Source organism: Sulfuritalea sp. (genome assembly GCF_031426875.1).
Classification (GTDB): domain Bacteria; phylum Pseudomonadota; class Gammaproteobacteria; order Burkholderiales; family Rhodocyclaceae; genus Sulfuritalea.
Genome location: NZ_JASJPC010000028.1, coordinates 149,832 through 168,194 on the forward strand (window position 1 = coordinate 149,832; position 18,363 = coordinate 168,194).

The 18,363-nt window shown below is 62.8% G+C and carries 18 protein-coding genes; 7 read left to right on the forward strand and 11 right to left on the reverse strand.

Annotation, left to right across the window (positions count from 1 at the left end):
- Nucleotides 1–27: 27 nt before the first annotated feature.
- The 3 genes from RMO95_RS13570 to RMO95_RS13580 form a co-directional block, all read right to left on the reverse strand.
- Nucleotides 28–501 carry a PIN domain-containing protein gene (locus RMO95_RS13570; RefSeq protein WP_310451167.1) on the reverse strand — a complete coding sequence of 158 codons (474 nt, stop codon included), beginning with the start codon at nucleotides 499–501 and terminating at the stop codon, nucleotides 28–30.
- Nucleotides 498–1,661: an ImmA/IrrE family metallo-endopeptidase gene (locus RMO95_RS13575; protein WP_310451168.1), complete on the reverse strand. Its 1,164-nt coding sequence runs from the start codon at nucleotides 1,659–1,661 to the stop codon at nucleotides 498–500. The genes RMO95_RS13570 and RMO95_RS13575 overlap by 4 nt, the downstream gene beginning before the upstream one ends.
- A gap of 132 nt (nucleotides 1,662–1,793) precedes the next feature.
- The gene (locus RMO95_RS13580) at nucleotides 1,794–2,165 is read right to left on the reverse strand and encodes a BRO family protein (RefSeq protein ID WP_310451169.1); all 372 of its coding nucleotides are present in this window, start codon (nucleotides 2,163–2,165) and stop codon (nucleotides 1,794–1,796) included.
- Between the two features lie 290 nt (nucleotides 2,166–2,455).
- Between RMO95_RS13580 and RMO95_RS13585 the strand changes: the two genes are divergently transcribed.
- A complete protein-coding gene (locus tag RMO95_RS13585) occupies nucleotides 2,456–3,973 on the forward strand; it encodes a CYTH and CHAD domain-containing protein (protein ID WP_310451170.1) in 1,518 nt (505 codons plus the stop codon).
- 13 nt (nucleotides 3,974–3,986) lie between these two features.
- Here the strand turns inward: RMO95_RS13585 and RMO95_RS13590 are convergent, their stop codons facing one another.
- A complete protein-coding gene (locus tag RMO95_RS13590) occupies nucleotides 3,987–4,682 on the reverse strand; it encodes a Crp/Fnr family transcriptional regulator (protein ID WP_310451223.1) in 696 nt (231 codons plus the stop codon).
- 234 nt (nucleotides 4,683–4,916) lie between these two features.
- Between RMO95_RS13590 and RMO95_RS13595 the strand changes: the two genes are divergently transcribed.
- The 4 genes from RMO95_RS13595 to RMO95_RS13610 all read left to right on the forward strand — a co-directional run bounded on the left by RMO95_RS13595 (nucleotide 4,917) and on the right by RMO95_RS13610 (nucleotide 10,464).
- Complete coding sequence (locus RMO95_RS13595) at nucleotides 4,917–5,543, forward strand: hypothetical protein (protein ID WP_310451171.1); 627 nt, start codon at nucleotides 4,917–4,919, stop codon at nucleotides 5,541–5,543.
- Nucleotides 5,544–5,565: 22 nt separating this feature from the next.
- A complete protein-coding gene (locus RMO95_RS13600; RefSeq protein WP_310451172.1) occupies nucleotides 5,566–7,068 on the forward strand; it encodes a DASS family sodium-coupled anion symporter in 1,503 nt (500 codons plus the stop codon).
- A gap of 93 nt (nucleotides 7,069–7,161) precedes the next feature.
- The gene (locus tag RMO95_RS13605) at nucleotides 7,162–9,546 is read left to right on the forward strand and encodes a hypothetical protein (RefSeq protein ID WP_310451173.1); all 2,385 of its coding nucleotides are present in this window, start codon (nucleotides 7,162–7,164) and stop codon (nucleotides 9,544–9,546) included.
- A 15-nt stretch (nucleotides 9,547–9,561) separates the two neighbouring features.
- Complete coding sequence (locus tag RMO95_RS13610) at nucleotides 9,562–10,464, forward strand: substrate-binding domain-containing protein (RefSeq protein WP_310451174.1); 903 nt, start codon at nucleotides 9,562–9,564, stop codon at nucleotides 10,462–10,464.
- 55 nt (nucleotides 10,465–10,519) lie between these two features.
- Here the strand turns inward: RMO95_RS13610 and RMO95_RS13615 are convergent, their stop codons facing one another.
- The 7 genes from RMO95_RS13615 to RMO95_RS13645 form a co-directional block, all read right to left on the reverse strand.
- Nucleotides 10,520–10,999 carry a chemotaxis protein CheX gene (locus RMO95_RS13615; protein ID WP_310451175.1) on the reverse strand — a complete coding sequence of 160 codons (480 nt, stop codon included), beginning with the start codon at nucleotides 10,997–10,999 and terminating at the stop codon, nucleotides 10,520–10,522.
- Nucleotides 10,996–11,364 carry a response regulator gene (locus RMO95_RS13620; RefSeq protein WP_310451176.1) on the reverse strand — a complete coding sequence of 123 codons (369 nt, stop codon included), beginning with the start codon at nucleotides 11,362–11,364 and terminating at the stop codon, nucleotides 10,996–10,998. Before RMO95_RS13620 ends, RMO95_RS13615 begins: the two co-directional genes overlap by 4 nt.
- A complete protein-coding gene (locus tag RMO95_RS13625; RefSeq protein ID WP_310451177.1) occupies nucleotides 11,364–13,415 on the reverse strand; it encodes an ATP-binding protein in 2,052 nt (683 codons plus the stop codon). Before RMO95_RS13625 ends, RMO95_RS13620 begins: the two co-directional genes overlap by 1 nt.
- Nucleotides 13,412–13,591 carry a hypothetical protein gene (locus RMO95_RS13630; protein WP_310451178.1) on the reverse strand — a complete coding sequence of 60 codons (180 nt, stop codon included), beginning with the start codon at nucleotides 13,589–13,591 and terminating at the stop codon, nucleotides 13,412–13,414. The genes RMO95_RS13625 and RMO95_RS13630 overlap by 4 nt, the downstream gene beginning before the upstream one ends.
- Before the next feature lie 282 nt (nucleotides 13,592–13,873).
- On the reverse strand, nucleotides 13,874–14,110 hold the full coding sequence (locus RMO95_RS13635; protein ID WP_310451179.1) for a hypothetical protein: 237 nt from the start codon (nucleotides 14,108–14,110) through the stop codon (nucleotides 13,874–13,876).
- A gap of 53 nt (nucleotides 14,111–14,163) precedes the next feature.
- Nucleotides 14,164–14,985: an alpha/beta hydrolase gene (locus RMO95_RS13640; RefSeq protein ID WP_310451180.1), complete on the reverse strand. Its 822-nt coding sequence runs from the start codon at nucleotides 14,983–14,985 to the stop codon at nucleotides 14,164–14,166.
- Complete coding sequence (locus RMO95_RS13645; RefSeq protein WP_310451181.1) at nucleotides 14,982–16,025, reverse strand: M14 family zinc carboxypeptidase; 1,044 nt, start codon at nucleotides 16,023–16,025, stop codon at nucleotides 14,982–14,984. Before RMO95_RS13645 ends, RMO95_RS13640 begins: the two co-directional genes overlap by 4 nt.
- Before the next feature lie 273 nt (nucleotides 16,026–16,298).
- Between RMO95_RS13645 and RMO95_RS13650 the strand changes: the two genes are divergently transcribed.
- Entirely contained in the window at nucleotides 16,299–16,421 is a 123-nt protein-coding gene (locus RMO95_RS13650) for a hypothetical protein (RefSeq protein WP_310451182.1), read from the forward strand.
- Nucleotides 16,422–16,469: 48 nt separating this feature from the next.
- Complete coding sequence (locus RMO95_RS13655; RefSeq protein ID WP_310451183.1) at nucleotides 16,470–18,350, forward strand: GGDEF domain-containing protein; 1,881 nt, start codon at nucleotides 16,470–16,472, stop codon at nucleotides 18,348–18,350.
- The last annotated feature ends 13 nt before the right edge of the window (nucleotides 18,351–18,363 follow it).

The window sequence follows — 18,363 nt, forward strand, 5'->3', positions numbered from 1 at the left end:
CTGCCAATCCTCGTGAGTTCTTCGATGCTAGAACGTCCAGCCCTGATGTTCCATGAATGTTTCGAGGTCAATGCAAGGAACGCCAAAGTACTTGCAGACATTCGGTACCTTGGCCGCCTGGGGCTTCAACCGTTCCTGCGTGACCACGGTGGCATCCTTGATGACCTTGCCTGCCGCAACGACAAATGGGTCGGCTACCGGCGTACCCTTCAAAATGGCCTTGTTCCCTATCAATGTCTGGAAATGGGGAATGGCAAGAATCTGCTGTACAACCAGCAGTTCGTCATTGGACGGCTTGGCAAAAATAGCCTTGTGCTGCTTCGCCCAGTCCTGAATGAAATCGACATCGTTGTAGTTATGCAGCTCGTTGAACACTTCCCTGACCGAAACGATGGTTCCATTCACGGCCAGCGCGTCAATACGCCCCCAAAGGGTGGTAAAGGTGGTGGGGTAATAGTTCTTGAGTACGATGAAGGCGCCCGTATCGAACACATATTTCATGCCGACACCGCCTTCCGCAGCATCATCGCTTCAAGACCCGCCACGCTCTTGGTCCTGACTCCCAGATAGTCAGCGACCTGCTCCAAGGTCAGTCTGCCCTGATAGTGCTTGCTGAAGACAAGTTGCAGGTAACGCTCGCCCAGATAGGTGGATTGAGTAGCGTAGTAATCACCACCCGATCCTCCGTTCTCGGACTCATCTGCCCATTGTTTAACCTTGGCCTCGTAGTACTTCTGCTGCACCAGGCCGCGATCAAGAATCCGGCGCAAGACGGCCTCGCGGCTGACGTGATAACGCCGCGCCAACGCCTGAATGGACAAATCGTTGATTTGGGTCAGCGACTCAAGTTGAACGGAGAAGTCTGCCGATGGCATCAGAAACTCCGCCGCCAGTGCATTGCAAAACTGCTCAATACGCTTTTCGTTCTGTGGCAAGTACTGAATGTACGAGTCGTCGAACTTCGAGATCGCATTGACCTTCAACAAGAGGTGGGCCAACTCATGGAACAAACTGAATATTTGGCGAGTCTTGGCAGTGCTATTGTTCAGGTAGATGACCGGAAATTCTTCTTCGGCCAAGCAGAAGCCAGAGATGGATTTCTGCTTGAAGGAATGCTTGAAGATGAAAATTCCGACGCCCTCCACGGCGTTGCGCCAAACCTTCAGGGCTTCGTCGCTGTTACTCCAGCCAGCTTGCGCCGCCACCGAAATTCCGAGGTACTGACGAATACTGACGGCCGCTTCTTGAACATTGCCTTTTTCCGATAGCTGAATGTCCCGGAATATCTTGTGCGTTGCCGGATTCACGCCATCATTCAGTTCCCTCAGCGAAATCTGGTGTGCATGGGCGAGACGGAGCTGGTAGCGGGTATCGGCAGCCAGTTGGTCGAGCTCGAAGTCGGGCAAGGTACGGAACTCTTGCTTGACCTTCATCTCCTGCGGCGGCGCGGGCAGGAAGAAGACGGCCAAAGGCCGCTTGTAGAGACTGTAGGCGAGAGTCTCAAGCTGGGCATACGTGGGGGCGGCATCGCCGGATTCCCATGCAGCGATCTCGGCAATGTCGCGCTTGAGATGGAGTGCGACATCCTCCAGGGAATACCCTTGAGATTCGCGCGCCCAGCGTAAAACGGTCGGCTGAATTCCGGTGACTGCACTTGTCATTTTCCTACCCGTGTTCCTCAATTTTGGAGAAGCAACTCGTGCCCTGAGAATGCGTGATTTTCTGTTCGTCGATTACGCATTGTCTCACCGACAAAGCTCACCCACCGATTCCCGTATATTTGAAGTCGCCATCTACCGAACTTCAATCGTCATTTGTGTTCTCCCCGGCATCGCCCAGCAGCCCATCGGCATCGCGCTGATCCAGTTCTGGGCGATGAGGTAGCAGGCGAAGCGGGAGAGGTGGTAGTCGTCCACCTCCCGTTGGCCACCCTTGCCGAGTTCGATCATTTTGCCGACGCCGGCAAAATGATAGGCGGGCTTATTTCCTGATTGCCGACAAGATGTTATGGCGCGTTCAATTGCCTGCTCGAAGCGCCGCCACTGGCTGTAGCCCAGCAGGAATTGCAGATCGCGGGCGCTCCAGTATTCGGCGCCATGCTCGTTCGTTTGCTTGATCGACTCAAACGAGTTGGCGCCGAGCGTAGGCAGTTGTTTGTTGTTCATCGTTGCGACTCCATTCCGCTTCCGGCGGTGGCTGTTCCAATTGACATGGCAAGTCTACCCGGATCATGGCTCACCATGCGAGCCATGCCGCACGCCAATTCCGGGTCGCAGACAAGGACTTTTATCATGAAGACCAAATGCTGGCGGCCGCACGCCGTGTCGCCAGCACCAACTCTCGACGAACTCACGCAGGCGGCCGCCTCCTGTAACGGAAACGCAATACGGCTGTAATGATTGTTCAACGTTGCGGCAGCTACACTCGGACGCAATTACCCGCCGGCATCGAGTCCATGGCTCAACAAATCGCATTGAAGCTGGAAGTCGCCGCAGATCGCCACGGCGTTCTGCAGCGGCATCCTGCCCTGGCCAGGGCGGGCAGCCGCGAGCAACACCATCTGGTCAGCATCTACTATGACACCGGGCGCCTGGCCCTGCGCCGCGCCGGCATCCTGCTGCGCTTGCGCCGGCACGGCACAGCGTGGCAGCAGACGGTCAAGCGCCAGAACGAGTCCGACGCCGGCCTGACGCAGCGACCGGAATGGCAGGCGCCCTACCGCAAGCACTTCGATTTCGCGCACGTCGACGACGCTGAACTGCGCGAGTGGCTGCAGCGCGACAAGATCGCCGGCCGCCTTGCCGCCGTATTCGAAAGCGACCTGCGCCGCACCGTCTGGCAACTCGACCCGGAGCCCGGCAGCCGCATCTTGGTCAAGCTCGACCGCGGCTGGATTGCCTCCAGCGGCCGCCGCGAAAATATTTCCGAACTCGAACTGCAACTGCTGTCGGGCAGCGTCGACAGCCTGTACGCCCTGGCCCTCGAACTGGCGCAACATCTGGCGCTGCCGCCGCTACTCTTGTCCAAGGCCGAGCGCGGCTATCGGCTGTTTCTCGATACGCCGCCGGCGCCGGTGAAGGCCGGCGCGGTGCCGCTCGATGCAAGGGACACGCCGCTCGCAGCCTTCCGCCTGATCGCGCTGGATTGCCTGTCGCACCTGCAGCTCAACCACGCCGGCGCCGTGCATGGCGACGACCCCGAGTATGTGCATCAGATGCGGGTCGCGATGCGCCGCCTGCGCGCCGCGCTGCGCATGTTCGGCCCGGTACTGCCGGCCGGCTTCGCCGCGCAGCTGGCGCCGCCGATGCGCGAACTGATGCGCGCGCTGGGCCAGGCCCGCGACCTTGACGTGCTGATGGCCGAGATCGTCGCCCCGGTTGCCGCCGCCTTGCCGGACGAACCGCGCCTGACCGACCTGGCCAGCGCCATCACCAACCGACTTTACGATGCGCGCGCCGCCATCCGTCACAGCCTGCGGCTACCCGGCTACGGCCAGTTGCTGCTGACCGCTGCCAGCCTGCTGCAGCGCGCGCCCTTCGTCGAAACAGCCGAGAATGAAGCTGCGGCGCCGACCCTGCTGCAGTTCGCCGACCGCCGTCTGCGCCGCCTGCTGAAGCATATCCTCGACCTGGCCGCGGCCGCGCGCGTCGACTATCCGCCCTCGCTGCACGAGCTGCGCATCGGCATCAAGCGCCTGCGCTATGCCATCGAGTTTTTTGGGCCGATGCTGCCGGAGAAAACCGGCGCCGCCGCCATCAAGCGCCTGGCCGGCCTCCAGGACGAACTGGGCCAGCTCAACGACCTGGCCAGCGCCGGTACCCTGCTGATGGTCTGCGCCGGTCGCAACGCGCATCTGCGCGAAGCCGTGACCCTGATCGGCGGTTGGCACGGACCGCGCCACGCCGCCCTGCTCGACGACATCCCCAACAAGCTGGAGCGCATCCGCGGCCTCAAACTGCCGCGGCTGGCCTGAGCCGCGGCCTGACTTATCGGTGTTTCGCCGGTTGCGCGGCCGCCTGCGAAATCTCCGTCAATAGATCTTCGCTTTCGATCTGAATACGGCGGTTCTCGATACTGAGGACGCCCTGCCGCCGGAACTGGCCGATCGCCGTGGTGACCGTCTGTCGCGTGGTTCCGACCATGCTCGCGATTTCTTCATGGGTGAGCGGCACATCGAGATGGACGATACTGCCCTCGCGCTTGCCGTAGCGCGCCGCCAAGCGCAGCAGCAGCTTGGCGATGCGGGTGTTGGCGTCGTCGGAGACAAGGTTGACCACCATTTCTCCGAGAACCCGCAGCCGGGACGACAGCGCCTGCATCGACAGCATGACCGCCTCGGGATGCGCAGTGAGAAATTCGAGGAAATCTTTCTGGCTGAGCGAGAGCACCAGCGATTCCTCGCAGGCAATCGCGCTGACCACCCGCCCGCCGCCGTGGGACACTTCGGCCAGGCCGAATATTTCGCCCGGCAGGCAGAACCACAGAATGATCTCGTTGCCCGATGACGATGGCTGGCATATCTTGATCTTGCCGGATTCCAGAAAATAGACATGCTTGCCGGGGCCGCCGGCACTGAATATTGCCTCGCCGCGAGGAACGCGGCGGGCTTTCGCCAGCGCGGCCAGGGCGGCACGGTCGACGCCGTTGAGACGGGTCAGGAACTTCGATGGCGTGTGCTGCATGTTCACCGAATGAGCCGCATGCCTGCCGCAAAATCCGTCTGCCACAATGGGCGGTCGCCTTGTCCGTAATTCGCTTCCACACCGTCTCCATTGGTTTAAAGCAAACTCAAACATTCCCGTTTGCCGAATGTCGGCTGGCCGACAGACACAGTCTTCTCTGGCGCGAACACTAATCACGTGGTCCAGGGAACGCAAGACAGCGTCCTTGACCAAACGGTGGTGCGACGAGGAACCGTGTTACTGCCGGACAACGGGATCGGACAAACGGAGGAAGCGATGGCGCATGGCACATTGACTCAATTGATTTCGCGGTCGGCAATTCAAGTGGCGGCCTGTTGTTTCGCGCTGGGAGCAGCAAGCGCGGCGTGGGCGGGCGACGTAACGGCAAAAATGCAGCCCCGGATCGACACCTACAAAAAGCAGGCCGTCGCATGGGCCGCGGATCCGCAAATCCTGAAGGCGGTGAAGGAGTCCAATGCCAGCGGACCGATAGCCGGGATGGGCAATGCCAAGTGGCGCGAGCTGAAGGAAGACGATCCGGCAGTCAAATCTCTGGTGACGAATCCTGCCGGCCAACTGCTCACCAAGTGGATGAATGCCGATGCGAAAGGCATCAACAAGATCGTGCTTTCCGGCGACAAGAGCCAGCGCGTGGCATTCACTTCGATGCCGGCAATCTACATCGGCAAGGGCAAACCGAACTTCGACGAGGCATTTGCCGGCAAGGTCTGGCACCAAGCGGAATCCAAGCCGGATCCGAGCACCAACATCGACACCGTGCAGATCGCGGCGCCGGTCAAGGATGGCGGCGCGGTAATCGGCGTGCTGCTGGTTTCTCTCACCGCCGCAAACCTCAAATAGGGGCCGGTTCATGAGCCAGGATATGTCGTACAGCCTTAGCGGCTTCCTCACCAACTGGGGCACCAACATTCGCGAGTCGGGCCGCACGCCGGGCAAGTGCGCCTGCGGCTTCGTCGTGGCGTGGGTCGCGTTCTTCGCCATTCTGTGGCTGATGCCGATTCCCGCCGGCCTCACGGTTGCAGGCAAGGCGGCATTGGCAGTGGTGGTGTGGGCCTGCATCATGTGGATCACCGAGGCGATTCCGGTGGGCATTTCCGGCCTGCTGATCCCGATGCTGCTGGTGATGAGCGGTGCGATCGACAAGTTTCCCAAGGCGGCCAGCGGCTTCACCACGCCGGTGGTGTTTCTCTGCCTGGCGGCATTCATCTTTGCTGCCGTCATGCAGGCCGCCGGGCTCGATCGACGCATCGCCCTCGGCCTGCTGCACAAGCTCAAGGTGAGGACGGTGAACGGCGTGATCTGGGCGATGTTCGCGGCGAACCTGCTGTTGTCGCTGATCATTCCCGCCGCCAACGCACGCGCGGCGACGCTGCTGCCGGTGGTGAACGGCATCACCGAGATGTTCGGCGACACGCCGGAAGAACGCGCCGGCAAAAAGGCCATCGTGATCCAGACCCTGGTCTATGGTTCGATGATCAGCGGCATGTGCATCATGACCGCGCATTTGCCGAACCTGGTGCTGGTGGGCCTGTTCGAGACCGAGCTGGCGCTGAATCTCTCCTACATCGACTGGTTCAAGCTGCAGTGGCCCTATCTCGGCATGTTCGTTCTTACGCAGTGGTGGGTACAGCGCTACTTCCGTACGCGCAGCGTGGGCATCCACGGCGGATTCGAGGCCGTGGAGAAACAACACGAGCAACTGCCGAAGACCAATCAGGCGGAATGGCTCATTCTCGCGGTGTTCGGGCTGATCGCCGTGATGTGGGTGACGGAGTCCTGGCACGGCGTGAAGTCGCACAATGCGGCCCTGATCGGCATGGCGATCCTGTTCGCACCCGGCCTGTTCGGCTTCAAGTGGAAGGATCTGCAGGATCGCACCATCTGGGGCACTTTCCTGTTGCTGGCCGGTGCGCTGTCCATGTCCGCGGCCATGGGCAGCACCGGCTTGGCGCAGTGGTTGTCCGACATCATTCATCCGCTGGCCCATGGCCATGCCTGGTGGATGATCCTGCTGGTCCTGATGCTGGGCACCCACGTCATTCGCCTGGGCATGCTCTCCAACGTGGCGGCCATCACCATGCTGGCGCCGATACTCCTCGCGCTGGCACCCAAGCTCGGCCTGCACCCGGTGGCCTTCACCATGCTGGTGTCCGATACCGACACCTTCGCCTACATCCTGCCGACGCAGATCACGGCAGCGGTGATCGCCTATAGCAGCGGCACCTTCAGCATGGCGGACTACGCCAAGGTCGGCTGGGTATCGGTACTGATCGCCATCGCCTACGGCATCTGCGTCATGGCGCCGTGGTATGCCTTCATGGGTATTCCGGTATGGGATCCGGCAGCACCGTGGCCGTTCAAATAACCATAGGCAAGCTTGACGCAATGCACTCCGATCCATCCCACGATCGGCTCGGAGTTGCTTTTTGACTGAAATACTGAAAACGGGAAAGACAGCATGAAAAAAATGACCAATGCCGAATTGCAAACCAAGCTCGGCGACTACACGGCCCCCCCCAGCCTCTATCAAATCACCAAGGACATGCCCTTCCTGGGCAAGGTCAGTTGCAACATCGAGCAAATGGAAGCAGGCTCGTGGCAGGAAATCATCATCGACTATGAGCTGGGCGCGTCGGGCATGGCCGACGGCTCCTGGTTCAAGGCGACCTTTCGTTTCTATTCCGACTGGGCGCTGTTCCAGACCGCCGATCCGGCCGGGGCGAACTATATCTCGGCTGAATATCACGCCGCGCCGACCGTCCCCGGGCAAAGCCCCGCCACGGTGCAGAAGCTCAGCGTGCGTTTCGATCAGAAAGGCCATGAGCGGCCCTTCCAGAAGGCGGTGATCGTCGATACCTATGACGGCTATCTGAAGGCCGGCGACCACATCATCATCCGCCTCGGCGACCGCCGTTTCGGCGGCGCCGGCACCCGCGTACAGACGTTTGTCGAAGAATTCTTCCGCATCCGCTGCTATGTCGATCCGCTCGGAACCTCGCGCTTTGCCTCCATCGGCGAAGACCTGGTAATCGACATCAAGGCCGGCGCGCCGGCGCAATTGATGTGGGGCGGCTCCCGCATCGTGCGCGCCGGCGAGAAGTTTCCCCTGCGCCTGCGCAGCGAAGATCAATGGGGCAACACCTGCTGGAACCGTGGCGACAGGGTCAGCATCAAGGCCACGCTGGATGGCAAGCCGGTGTATGACAAGGAAACGCGTCTGTCGGAAAAAGGCTGGGCGGTGCTGCTGCTGGAAGACCTGCCGAGCAAGAATGCCGGCGAACTGATCGTCACCGCCAGCCTGCCGGAACATCCATCGGTCAAAGCGCAGAGCTTCTATGTCACCATCGACCAGACGCTCGCCATGCCGCGCATTTATTACTGCGACCTCCACGTTCATTCGGAGGACACCATCGGCACCAACTCGACCACCTACAACCTGACCTACGGCCGCGACGTGACCGGCCTCGACATCCTTGCCTTCGCCCACAACGACTTCAACATCACCACCGAGAAGTGGAAGAAGACGGTCGAACTGATACGCGAAATTACGAAGGACGGCAGCTTCGTCGCCTATCCCGGCACCGAGTGGTGCGGGTCGAGCTGCGCCGGCGGCGACCACAATGTGGTTTTCCTCCACGACGACGAACCGGAGTTTCCTTATCTCAAGACCGGCGAGCACGTGCGCTCGGTGGAGTGGAACGAAGAGATGAAGGGCGGCGGCGTCGAGCCGGGCGCCTGGCCACTCGAAGAACTGTGGGCCGCCTACGCCCATGATCCGGAGGGGCATTTGCTCATTCCGCATGTGGGTGGCCGTCGCTGCATTCTCGATTGGCATTATCCCAAGCTGGAGCGACTGATCGAGATTGGCTCCAGCTGGGGACACTTCGGCTGGCTCTATCAGGAAGCGATGGTGCGCGGCTACAAGATCGGCGCCTCGATGGCCGGCGACGAGCACCGGGGCCGCTGCGGCGGCGGCGTGCCGGGTACGGCGGTGTTCGGCACCAAGGGCGGCATGTCCGGCGTGATCGCGCCGGAGTTGTCGCGCAAAGCCATCGCCAAGGCGCTGCGGGCGCGCCACACCTTCGCTTCGACCGGAGAACGCAGCTATGGCCTGATTCGCGTCGGCGAGCACATCATGGGCGACGAATTCGAGCACCAGGGGCCGGCTACCATCGACTACCGATTCCTCGGCGATGTCGGCTGGGACGAGATCGTGGCCTTCGACCACACGGGCGAAATCTGGCGTCGCGACTTGCAACAGGAACTCGGCTACTCGGACCGCAAGATCCGCTTCCGCTGGGGCGGCGCGCGGGTCAAGGACCGTTACCGCTGGGCCGCGTGGAAGGGCAAGGTCACCATCACCAACGCCGTCATCAACGACTTCGCCGGGCGCGGCTTCGAGCACATTGAAGAGACCTGCTGGCGCGAATCGGCCACCACGGTCGGTTTCAGGAGCGACACTTACGGCGACGTCGATGCGATAGAGCTGGACGTGTCGCACCTGGCCACCGCCAGGATTCGCGTCGAAGGCACCATCGACGGTTACGTGAAGGTCGGCGATCCGCTGAAGGGAAATCCCTTCGTGCATTGCCCGACATTTGCGTGGGAAATCACCGGCGCCGAGCTGCTTGAAGCGGCGCGCATGAGGCGCGACCTGCCGGGCGTGGAGATGTTCCTCGCTTTCGAGCGCATGAGCGATGCACCGGCGCCACGCGAGGTCAGCGGCACGCTCGACATCGATCCGCACAACGGCCCGCACGGCCATCGCCCGGTCTACTTATTTGGCCGGCAGATCGATGATGCGAAGGTATGGACCTCGGCCCTGTTCCCCACCTTCACCTGAGCGCGAGCGTCTTCAATGGCTAGCCTGAGTTGGCCGGACGAGACCGCGGGCCCAATCGATGGCGGCGAACTGCGCTTGGTCCAGCCGGGATCGAATGTTTGCCTGGACTTTCACGGTGACCCGCTGCGCGCGCGCCTGGTGGTGGTGTCCGACGGCAATCACCACATGGCCTTGCGCGAAGTACTGGCGGCTTTTCTTGCGGAAAACCCCGCCGTGGAAGACGTCTTTTACACCACCACGCCGCCGCGCGTGGCGCTGCAGTTACTGCGCGCCGGCCATCTCGACATCGGCAATCTTCGGCTCTCGGTCAAGCCTCACGTCATGATCAGCCCACCGCCGGTATTGGACCAGGCGGTGGCCGCCGGGCACATGGCGGCCTATCGTCCGTTCATGCGCGGCCGCGGTGCGGCTCTGCTGGTGAAGAAGGGAAACCCGAAGAGCGTTCTCGGCGCAGCCGACCTGCTGCGCGACGATGTCAGGCTGTTCATGTCCAATCCGATCACCGAAAAAGTCAGCTACGAAACCTATCTCGGGGCGTTGCGCCGTCTTGCGACGGTGGAGGGCGTGACGCTGGGTTTTCTCGTGCACGCGCTTGGGCAGCCCGATCCCGGCAAGTTGATCTACGGCAAGTCGATTCACCACCGCGAGGCGCCCCAGGCATTGGCCGACGATCAAGCCGACGTCGCCGTCGTCTTCTATCATCTCGCGCTGCGTTACCGGCGCATCTTCCCTGAACTGTTCGATTTCGTGCAACCAGCGGCTTGGGTTCAGGATGGCGGGACGGAGATCGGTCGCGCCGACTGCGGGCTGGTTGGCGATGGCGGCGCGTGGGGCGCTGCGCTGCTCGATTTTCTTGCGACCGAGACCGTCACGCAGATCTATCGGACACACGGCCTGGAGCCGGCCCGGCAGCGGTAGCCGCGAAAGCGGGAGGCCAGCGGTCCAGGGCGGACGCCTCCGCTCCTGCGGGCAGTCAGCGGCGCTGAACCAGGTCCAGATGCACCACCAGATGGGCTTCGTAAGGCCCCCAGGTGTGCGGAATGGCGTAGGCCGGTCCCGCGGCCAGATTCGGTATCACCGCGCCCTCACGTACGCAGGATATCGGCGTCGCGATGTCGAGCGCTTCGCCGAAGTGTCGCCTGGCGCGGCCCGACAGGATGTTGGCGATCTCGCCCGCCACATCGAGGACGTTTTCGAGCGACTGCTCCGTCTCGCCCATGGCGGCAAGCACTTCGGTCAGCAGTCCCTGCGGGGCCGAAAAACTGATGGCGCCGCGAAATCCACCCGAAACCTGGATCACGCCGTTGAAGTCGTTCCACAGGATCGTTTCGGGCCGATCGAGCATGTAGGCCGTGCGCACGCGGGCCGGACGCTGCGTCATGCGCTCGAAGAAGGTCGAAATCGCTTCGGAAAACACCTGGATGTCTTCCGGATTCAGGGCACGGTAGTTCAACTCATCAACTCCAGCAGTGACTGAATCATGGTTTCGTCCGAAAACGGCTTGTGCACGAAGCCGTGCGCGCCCCGCGAAATCGCCCGCAGGGCGGTGGCCTTGTCCGACAGTGCCGACACCACCAGGATCCGCGCATCGGGCAGCAGTTGCGCAATTTCCCCGATGCAGGCTTCGCCGTCCATATGCGGCATGGTCAGATCCATCGTGATGTAGTCGGGGCGCGCGGTTTTCGCCATCTCGACCGCCTTTCTGCCATCGCCGGCGAGGCCGACGATATCGATCCTGGGCAGTCGCGAATTCGCCATCAGACGCGCGATATGGTTGCGGATGATGCTGGAATCATCGACGATCAGCAGTTTGGACATCAGCTTGCCGGGCTCCATTGCAGGATGAATCGGGTGAAGCTCAATGGCGTCGAGACGAGCTTGATGCGGGCGCCGGTTTCCTTGACCAGGGCGTGCAGTACGTCGAGCCCGACACCCCGGCCCGCGTGTTCATCGACGTGATCCGAGGTGGACATGCCAGGCTGGAAGATCGTCGCAATCACGTCGCGCACCGCCATGGCGGCGACTTCGTGTTCCTGGTAGCGCCCGCTCTCCACCAGCTTGCGCCGCAAAGCCCCGGCATCGATACCGCGACCGTCGTCGGCCACTTCCAGTTCCAGGATGCCGGCCTCGCCCTGACGCACTTCGATGCGTATGCTGCCTTCGGCCTTCTTTCCCGATTGCAGGCGCTCGTGGCCGGGTTCGATGCCATGGGCCACGGCATTGCGCACCAGTTGCGGCAAGCCCTCCCGGAGCAGGCGGTGGAAGGCAGCCGGCAGCGTATCGAGGGGCGCCAGCGAGGTTTCCACGCGCACCTTCTTGCCGAGGTCCGCGGCGACGGCCAGCGTCAGGCGCTGGATACGCTGCAAAGTGTGATGCACGTCCTCTTCCCTGACCGCGGATTCGTCCCCCTTGCCGCCGGCATAGGAGCCCAGCCGGTCGACGATGCCGCGAACCCTGGACAGTTCCCCGAGCAGTTCGCCGGTGCCGGTCGCCACGGCAATCAAGTCCTCGCCGCGCAAGTCCAGGCGCTTGCGCAGGCTGCTCAGCACATCCTCGAAGCGGTGCGCCTGCTGGGTGACCGTATTCAGACCAAGGGCCGCCGCCTCGCCCTTGCTCGTATGCACAATGCGGAAAATACGGTTGATCAGCAGATTGTAGTTGCCCGGTCCCGGCTTGATCAGCCGCAATTCCTCGTTGATCTCGCCCAGACCGGCTTCCGCGCCGGCAAGAAAGGCCGCCACCACCGCAGGGTCGTTTTCCAGAACGCTCGCCAGCAAGCCCATGCCTGTTCGCGAGCGCTCCTCGGCCAGTTCCAGTTCCTGCTCCAGGGCAACCTGCTGGCTGATATCGACGGCGCTGACCAGCACCGCCGCGACGCCATCCTCCCGTTCGCCGAACACGGGGTGGAAATCGAAGCTGAGATGGACAGCCGGCTTGCCCAGTTGCTCGTCGGCCACGATCTCGACGCGGTGCAGGGGATTCAGCGACTTCACCAGTGCCACCTTGACCCGCTTGTTGAACAGCAAGCCGATGTATTCCCTGGCCGATTTGAGCGTCTCGGCGGCTACCAGCGATCCGAGCACCTGCAGGAAATCCGCGCCGGCAGGCAAGGCGCCCGGAAACAGCTTCTCCAGATGCTTCGAATGCTGGCTGCCGACGGTTCCGTTGCGATCGATCAGGAACAGGCCCTCGCGCACCGTGGTCATGATCTGCTCGGTTTCGGCGCGCGCCAGTTCGGCGACGCGATCGCTGCGGCGCAAGCTGCGCAGCGTGTAGAAGACGATGAACAGGAAACTGGCCAGCGCCAGCCCGATGGCCACCGTCTGTATCGTGCCGAGATTCCTGGTGCGTTCGGCGGCGGCAGTCTCGATCAGTTGCGTCAAGTCCTCGGCCAGCTGCATCAGGCGCACATTGTTGGCGTTCGACTTGATCAGGGCCGCCTGCACATCGATGAGCTCAGGATGCTCCTGGCGATCAATCGATTTGCTGATGTCGGCGAGCGGTCGCCAGAACTTCTCGAACTTGGCCAGCAGTTCCAGCTCTGCCGTAACGTTTGCCATTTTCGCGCTGGCAAGCGAGCGTGCCAGTGCCGCCTCCAGCGCCAGTGAGCTTTCCGAAAGCTGCGCCTGGCTGGTCTGGATCGGGTCGCCGGCGGCAAGCTCATGCGCCAGCGAAAGCATCGCCTTGGCATGCTGCTGAGTCAGGCCGCGTATGACGCCGGCATTCTTGACTCGGGCGCCGTCGATGACCAACCGGACGGACAAGACGTAGTTGAAGGAAAAGACGCTTACCGTAACGACGAAAAACACGCCGATCGCGAGCAACAACGCCCGGTACTTGCCGAAGAACGATGGACGGTTTAAATTCATTGGAAATCCCCGGGACCGGTCGAGCCCATCACTCTGGGCGCGGCGTTTGACGCTGCGATGACAGCCGTGTTGGATATTTGTTGCAACGCCGCCGTATCACCATCCGCTACGGCGAGGATCCGCAGCGGCGAGGAGAGCGTACTTTGCTCGACCGCCGTGCTGCGCAGATGCTTCATCAGAGCGCTTTTTGCTCGACCGCCTTGTAGCGCAGTTGCTCTATCAGCGCCGACTCTCGTGGAACTGCCGCAGGCCAGCCGCGCGATCCGCTCAAAGGCTGTGAATCGAGCGGCATCAGCCTTCCCTTTCGTCATTCCGGCGCACGCCGGAATCCAGCGCGCACCTCTGGATGGGCGAACTGGACCCCGGCTTCGCCTGCCGCGAAGCGGAATCCCGGGTGTGTCGAGACCGCCGGGGTGACGAGTGCGGGAGTCGATATGCGTTGAGATTTTCGCAAACGCTCAGTGCTTGCTGCCCATCCACGACGCCGCCTTGCCGTCCGATGTCGGCTTGCAGGTCACGGCAACGCCGGAAATCGTCGTCGTCTCCTCGACGTTGAAGAAGCGCCCGTGGTCGCCTGAATAGCATTGCGGCACATGCCTTGCAGCGGACGCAACGGCGACTTTTTCGGGCGGTGCACTCTGGCTGGCACAGGCGGCAAGAAGCAGGATGGAAGCAAGGGCGAGGACGACGCGCATGGATAACTCCGATAGGCTGGGTTGAGAATCCGCCGAATTATCTTTGCCACCTGTTACGCTTTCGTTGCGACTCCGTTACATGAATGCGCGCAAGCGCCTGGACCTTCCCATTCACCGAGCCTGATCCAGGCCTGGATGCTTTGCAGCACCCAGGCCTCGTCGTCCTGCGGCAGGTCGTGCCCCGCCTCGGGATGAACCGCGATGTCGGCTTCCCACCGCGCGGCCAGTTGCAGGGAGCAGCGCGTATCGACCAGGGCATCGCGCGCGCTTGCCAGCAGCAGCAGGCGCTCCAGCGGGCTCTGCTGCGGCGCCCGGTAAAGCGCTGCTGCCAGCAACTGGCGCAGAGCATTGCGGCGCAACACGGGATTTTCGTGTCGCCACTGCAGCCATTGCCCGACTACTGCGTCGGGATCGGACACGCGCCGTGTCGTCATCTGCAGAAGCGCACTCTCTATTTCGCGATCGCTGGCGGGCAGGGCGAACAGGCGCAACAGACGCGGATAGTTCGCCGGCCGCAGGCGCTGATGGAACGGACTGAAGGGCCGCAGGCTGGTGTTGACCAGCACGGCCGTGGCGACGTCGCCGGGATGGCGCTGCGCCCAGGCGACGGCAACCATGGCGCCCAGCGACATCGCCAGCACGCGGCAGGGCACAGCGATGGCCAGCCTGGCGATTTCGGAGTGACACCAGTCCGCCATGGCCTCGACGCTGGGCGGACTCTCCATGCCGTTGAGTTTGCCGTTGCCGGGAAGATCGAGACAGATCACCGCGGCGCCGGGAAACACCTCGCCCAACTGTCGTGGGAAGCGACCCCAGTGGCGCGCCTCCCGCGTCAATCCGCGCAGCAACACCCAGGGAGCGGCGGCGCGGCTCACGCCGGCAAACCGCCATACCAGCGCTGCATGGCAAGCTTCCGGTGCCCTTCGCGCGCCGCGCCCTGGGGCAGCCAGAGTGCATTGCCGCTCGCGGCGCGGGTCATGAAATCGAGCCAGGCCAGATGACGTCGCAATACCCGCTGGCGACGATGCTCGATCAGCGGATTGAACATGCCGTGCCGCGAAAAGAGTTGCCGCGGGTTCTTCTTGACCCACAGCCAGGAGCCCATCTCCAGCGTCAGCGGCAGGAACACGCGATCGCTGCGCTCCAGCGCACGCAGGTAGAGGTAGTCCCAGAGGTCGCCGTGCGCCAGGTACTGGCGGCTTTGCGGCTCGAACACGTAGCGGTGGTGGCTGTGCGTCTGGTCGAGGATTTCCAGCAGCGCGTGCATTTCCGCCAGGTGGGGAATCGGCAACACGGTATGGGCGTAGGGAAACCAGATTCGATCGCTGAGGCCGAAGCCGGAATGGCAATCGATGACCATGCTGAAACTGTGACTGAGCAGTTCGTCGTCCACCAACCGGCATACAGCCGCCGTTTCCACCTCCAGCGGCCCGGCAAGCGGCCCGCGATACCACGGCAGGTGCGGGCCGAGGCGATGTCCGCCGATGAGGAAGGGGGTGCGTTCGCGCGCCTCCAGCGGCGCATTGCGCATCAGGTCCACGCCCTGCGGATTGGCGCGCGTGCGCCGCCACATGCCACCGGGATTGACGACCGGCACGAAGACCAGGCGCAGGTGTTCCAGCTGGCGCTGCAGCGTGGTATCCCAGCGCAGCCGGCTGACGACGCTGTGCAGGAAGGCAAGCGCGACCTGGGCGCCGATTCTTTCCAGGCCGTGCACGCCGCCGAAAATGCCGATCGCCGGCACCGCAGGATCGGGATTGCCCAGACTGATCGCATGGAGCGGCAGGCGCCTTGCGCCGCAAGCGATCTGGCACAGGGTCCGCGCCTCGATGGCGGAACCGCCGGCGGCGATGATCTGCTCAAGTTCTTCGAGTTCGTGTGCGCCCGCGTCGGTCATCGCCGCAGGATAGCGCAAGGCTTCGCGAATTATTCCGTGGCCTGCAGCCTTGCGGCGCTTTGGCGCAATTTGTCATCCAGGTGAAAACTTGCTGCAACACACGGCGGCTAAGGTGGGCAAGCCGGCTACATCAAACAAGGGGGTATCGCCATGCAAGCCCTGCTCGACAGATTCTTCAGCGACATCGACCGCTTGTTCGATCACGAATGGGTGGTGATCTGGCTGCTCGACGACTTTTGAGCCTTGCACGAACTATCCTTCGCCTGCCAATACCGAACCGGAAAGAACACGATGCGCCGCTTCGTCACCCATCCCGCCCTGGCGCTGGGCAGCACCCTGCTCTGGGGCGCCATCGAGTTGTTGGCCCTGCTGCGCTCGCGCTGGAACGATCCCGGCCATCCGCGCCGCGGCTAGAACACCCGAAGCGACCGGCAGCCACTTCCCAAGAAAGGCCAGGAAAGCATGAACATCCACAGCGACGGAGCCGTCGCCGATGCAAACCCGCACGATCGCGCGCTGCGGCAATTGATGGAGAACCGCGGACTGTATGCGGTGTACCAACCCATTCTCGATCTGCGTCAGGGGCGCCATTTCGCCTGCGAGGCGCTGATCCGCGGCCCGGAGGATTCCGCGCTGCATACGCCGGCCGCATTGTTCGCGGCAGCCGCCGCGGCGCAGTGCACGCATGAACTCGAATGGCTCGCGGTGGAAACCGCGATCCTGCAATTTGCGGAACAGCGCTGCGCGCTACGCCTGTTCGTGAACATGAGCATCGGCTGCCTGCACGCGAGCCGCCAGCGCCTGGGCGCTATCCGCCAGGATCTGCTGCGCCTGGGCGTGCCGCCATCGCGGATCGTCATCGAGCTGACCGAAAACCAGTCGGTGACGGATTTCTCCGACCTGCAGGAAACCTTGCAGGACTTCCGCCACATCGGCATCCAGATCGCCATGGACGACATGGGCGAGGGCTTTTCCAATCTGCGCATGTGGTCGGAAGTGCGGCCGGAATTCGTCAAGATCGACCGCCATTTCGTCTCCGGCATCGATTCCGATCCGCTCAAGCTGCATTTCGTGCGCGCCATGCACGAGATCGCCGACGCCTGCGGCAGCGCCCTGATTGCCGAAGGCGTGGAAACCAAGGAGCAACTGGAAGTGCTGCGCGATCTGGGCATTCCCTACCTGCAGGGCTTCGGCATCGCCCGGCCGCACCGCGTCATCGCCACCACGCAAGGCAATGCCCATCCGGTCGCGGCCAACGACAACATCCTGGTGCTGCCCTCGCGCCCCCAGGCCGAGCGCCGCATGCCGCGTATCGACCAGCTGCTGCACGAAGTGATGCCGGTATCCCCGGATACCGACAACGACGCGGTGTATTCCATCTTCGCCCACCAGCCGGCGCTCAACACCGTGCCGGTGGTCGCCAACGGCACGCCGCTGGGGATGATCACGCGGAGTTCGCTGATCGACCGCTTTGCCCGTCCGTTCCGCCGCGAGCTCTACGGCAAGCGCTCCTGCTCGATCGTCATGGAGCCGCCCCAGCTGTTCGACGAGGGGCAGAGCGTACAGGATGTCGCCCAGCACATCGGCAGCCTGCGCGGAACCGAGGTCTGCGACAGCTTCATCATCACCCGCCAGGGTCGCTATCGCGGCATCGGCTTCCTGCGCGAACTGATGGCGATCATCACCGACATGCAGATACGCGCCGCGCGCTATGCCAATCCCCTGACCCAACTGCCGGGCAACGTGCCGATCAATGAACAGATGGATCGCCTGATCGAAGCGAAACACGGTTTTGTTGCGGCCTACTGCGATCTCGACCACTTCAAGCCCTACAACGATGCCTATGGCTACCGTCGCGGCGACCGGATGATCCAGCAAGTCGGCACATTGCTTTCGGAAGCCGTGGCCGATCACAAGGATTTCGTCGGTCATGTCGGCGGCGACGATTTCATCGTGCTGATGCAAAGCAATGACTGGGAAGCACGCCTGCGCCGCGTGATCGGCGAGTTCGACGCGGCGCTGGCACAGCATGTGACGGCCGAGCACCTGCGCGCCGGCGGCTATTTTGGCGAGGACCGCCGAGGGCATGCCGTGTTCCACCCGACGCCGGCCCTGTCGATTGGCTGCGTCATGGTGCAACCCGGAGCTTTCGCCGCCCACTACGATGTCTCCGCCGCGCTCAGCGACGCAAAAAAGGAAGCCAAGCGCATCCCCGGCAGCGTGCTGTTCATCGAGCGCCGCCAGTACCATGGCAATGTCGGCGCGGCAACCGCCCCGCTCGAGGTCGTTGCCGTAGCGCCAGCACCAACTTCCGCCGCGCGGCTGCCCTGCTGGGCGATGTAGCCGCCGCGCCTCC

Coding starts and splice junctions, on each gene's coding strand:
- RMO95_RS13570 (WP_310451167.1), bottom strand. CDS start 501: ATGAAATATGTGTTCGATACGGGCGCCTTCATCGTACTCAAGAACTAT.
- RMO95_RS13575 (WP_310451168.1), bottom strand. CDS start 1,661: ATGACAAGTGCAGTCACCGGAATTCAGCCGACCGTTTTACGCTGGGCG.
- RMO95_RS13580 (WP_310451169.1), bottom strand. CDS start 2,165: ATGAACAACAAACAACTGCCTACGCTCGGCGCCAACTCGTTTGAGTCG.
- RMO95_RS13585 (WP_310451170.1), top strand. CDS start 2,456: ATGGCTCAACAAATCGCATTGAAGCTGGAAGTCGCCGCAGATCGCCAC.
- RMO95_RS13590 (WP_310451223.1), bottom strand. CDS start 4,682: ATGCAGCACACGCCATCGAAGTTCCTGACCCGTCTCAACGGCGTCGAC.
- RMO95_RS13600 (WP_310451172.1), top strand. CDS start 5,566: ATGTCGTACAGCCTTAGCGGCTTCCTCACCAACTGGGGCACCAACATT.
- RMO95_RS13605 (WP_310451173.1), top strand. CDS start 7,162: ATGAAAAAAATGACCAATGCCGAATTGCAAACCAAGCTCGGCGACTAC.
- RMO95_RS13610 (WP_310451174.1), top strand. CDS start 9,562: ATGGCTAGCCTGAGTTGGCCGGACGAGACCGCGGGCCCAATCGATGGC.
- RMO95_RS13620 (WP_310451176.1), bottom strand. CDS start 11,364: ATGTCCAAACTGCTGATCGTCGATGATTCCAGCATCATCCGCAACCAT.
- RMO95_RS13625 (WP_310451177.1), bottom strand. CDS start 13,415: ATGAATTTAAACCGTCCATCGTTCTTCGGCAAGTACCGGGCGTTGTTG.
- RMO95_RS13630 (WP_310451178.1), bottom strand. CDS start 13,591: ATGAAGCATCTGCGCAGCACGGCGGTCGAGCAAAGTACGCTCTCCTCG.
- RMO95_RS13635 (WP_310451179.1), bottom strand. CDS start 14,110: ATGCGCGTCGTCCTCGCCCTTGCTTCCATCCTGCTTCTTGCCGCCTGT.
- RMO95_RS13650 (WP_310451182.1), top strand. CDS start 16,299: ATGCGCCGCTTCGTCACCCATCCCGCCCTGGCGCTGGGCAGCACCCTG.
- RMO95_RS13655 (WP_310451183.1), top strand. CDS start 16,470: ATGAACATCCACAGCGACGGAGCCGTCGCCGATGCAAACCCGCACGAT.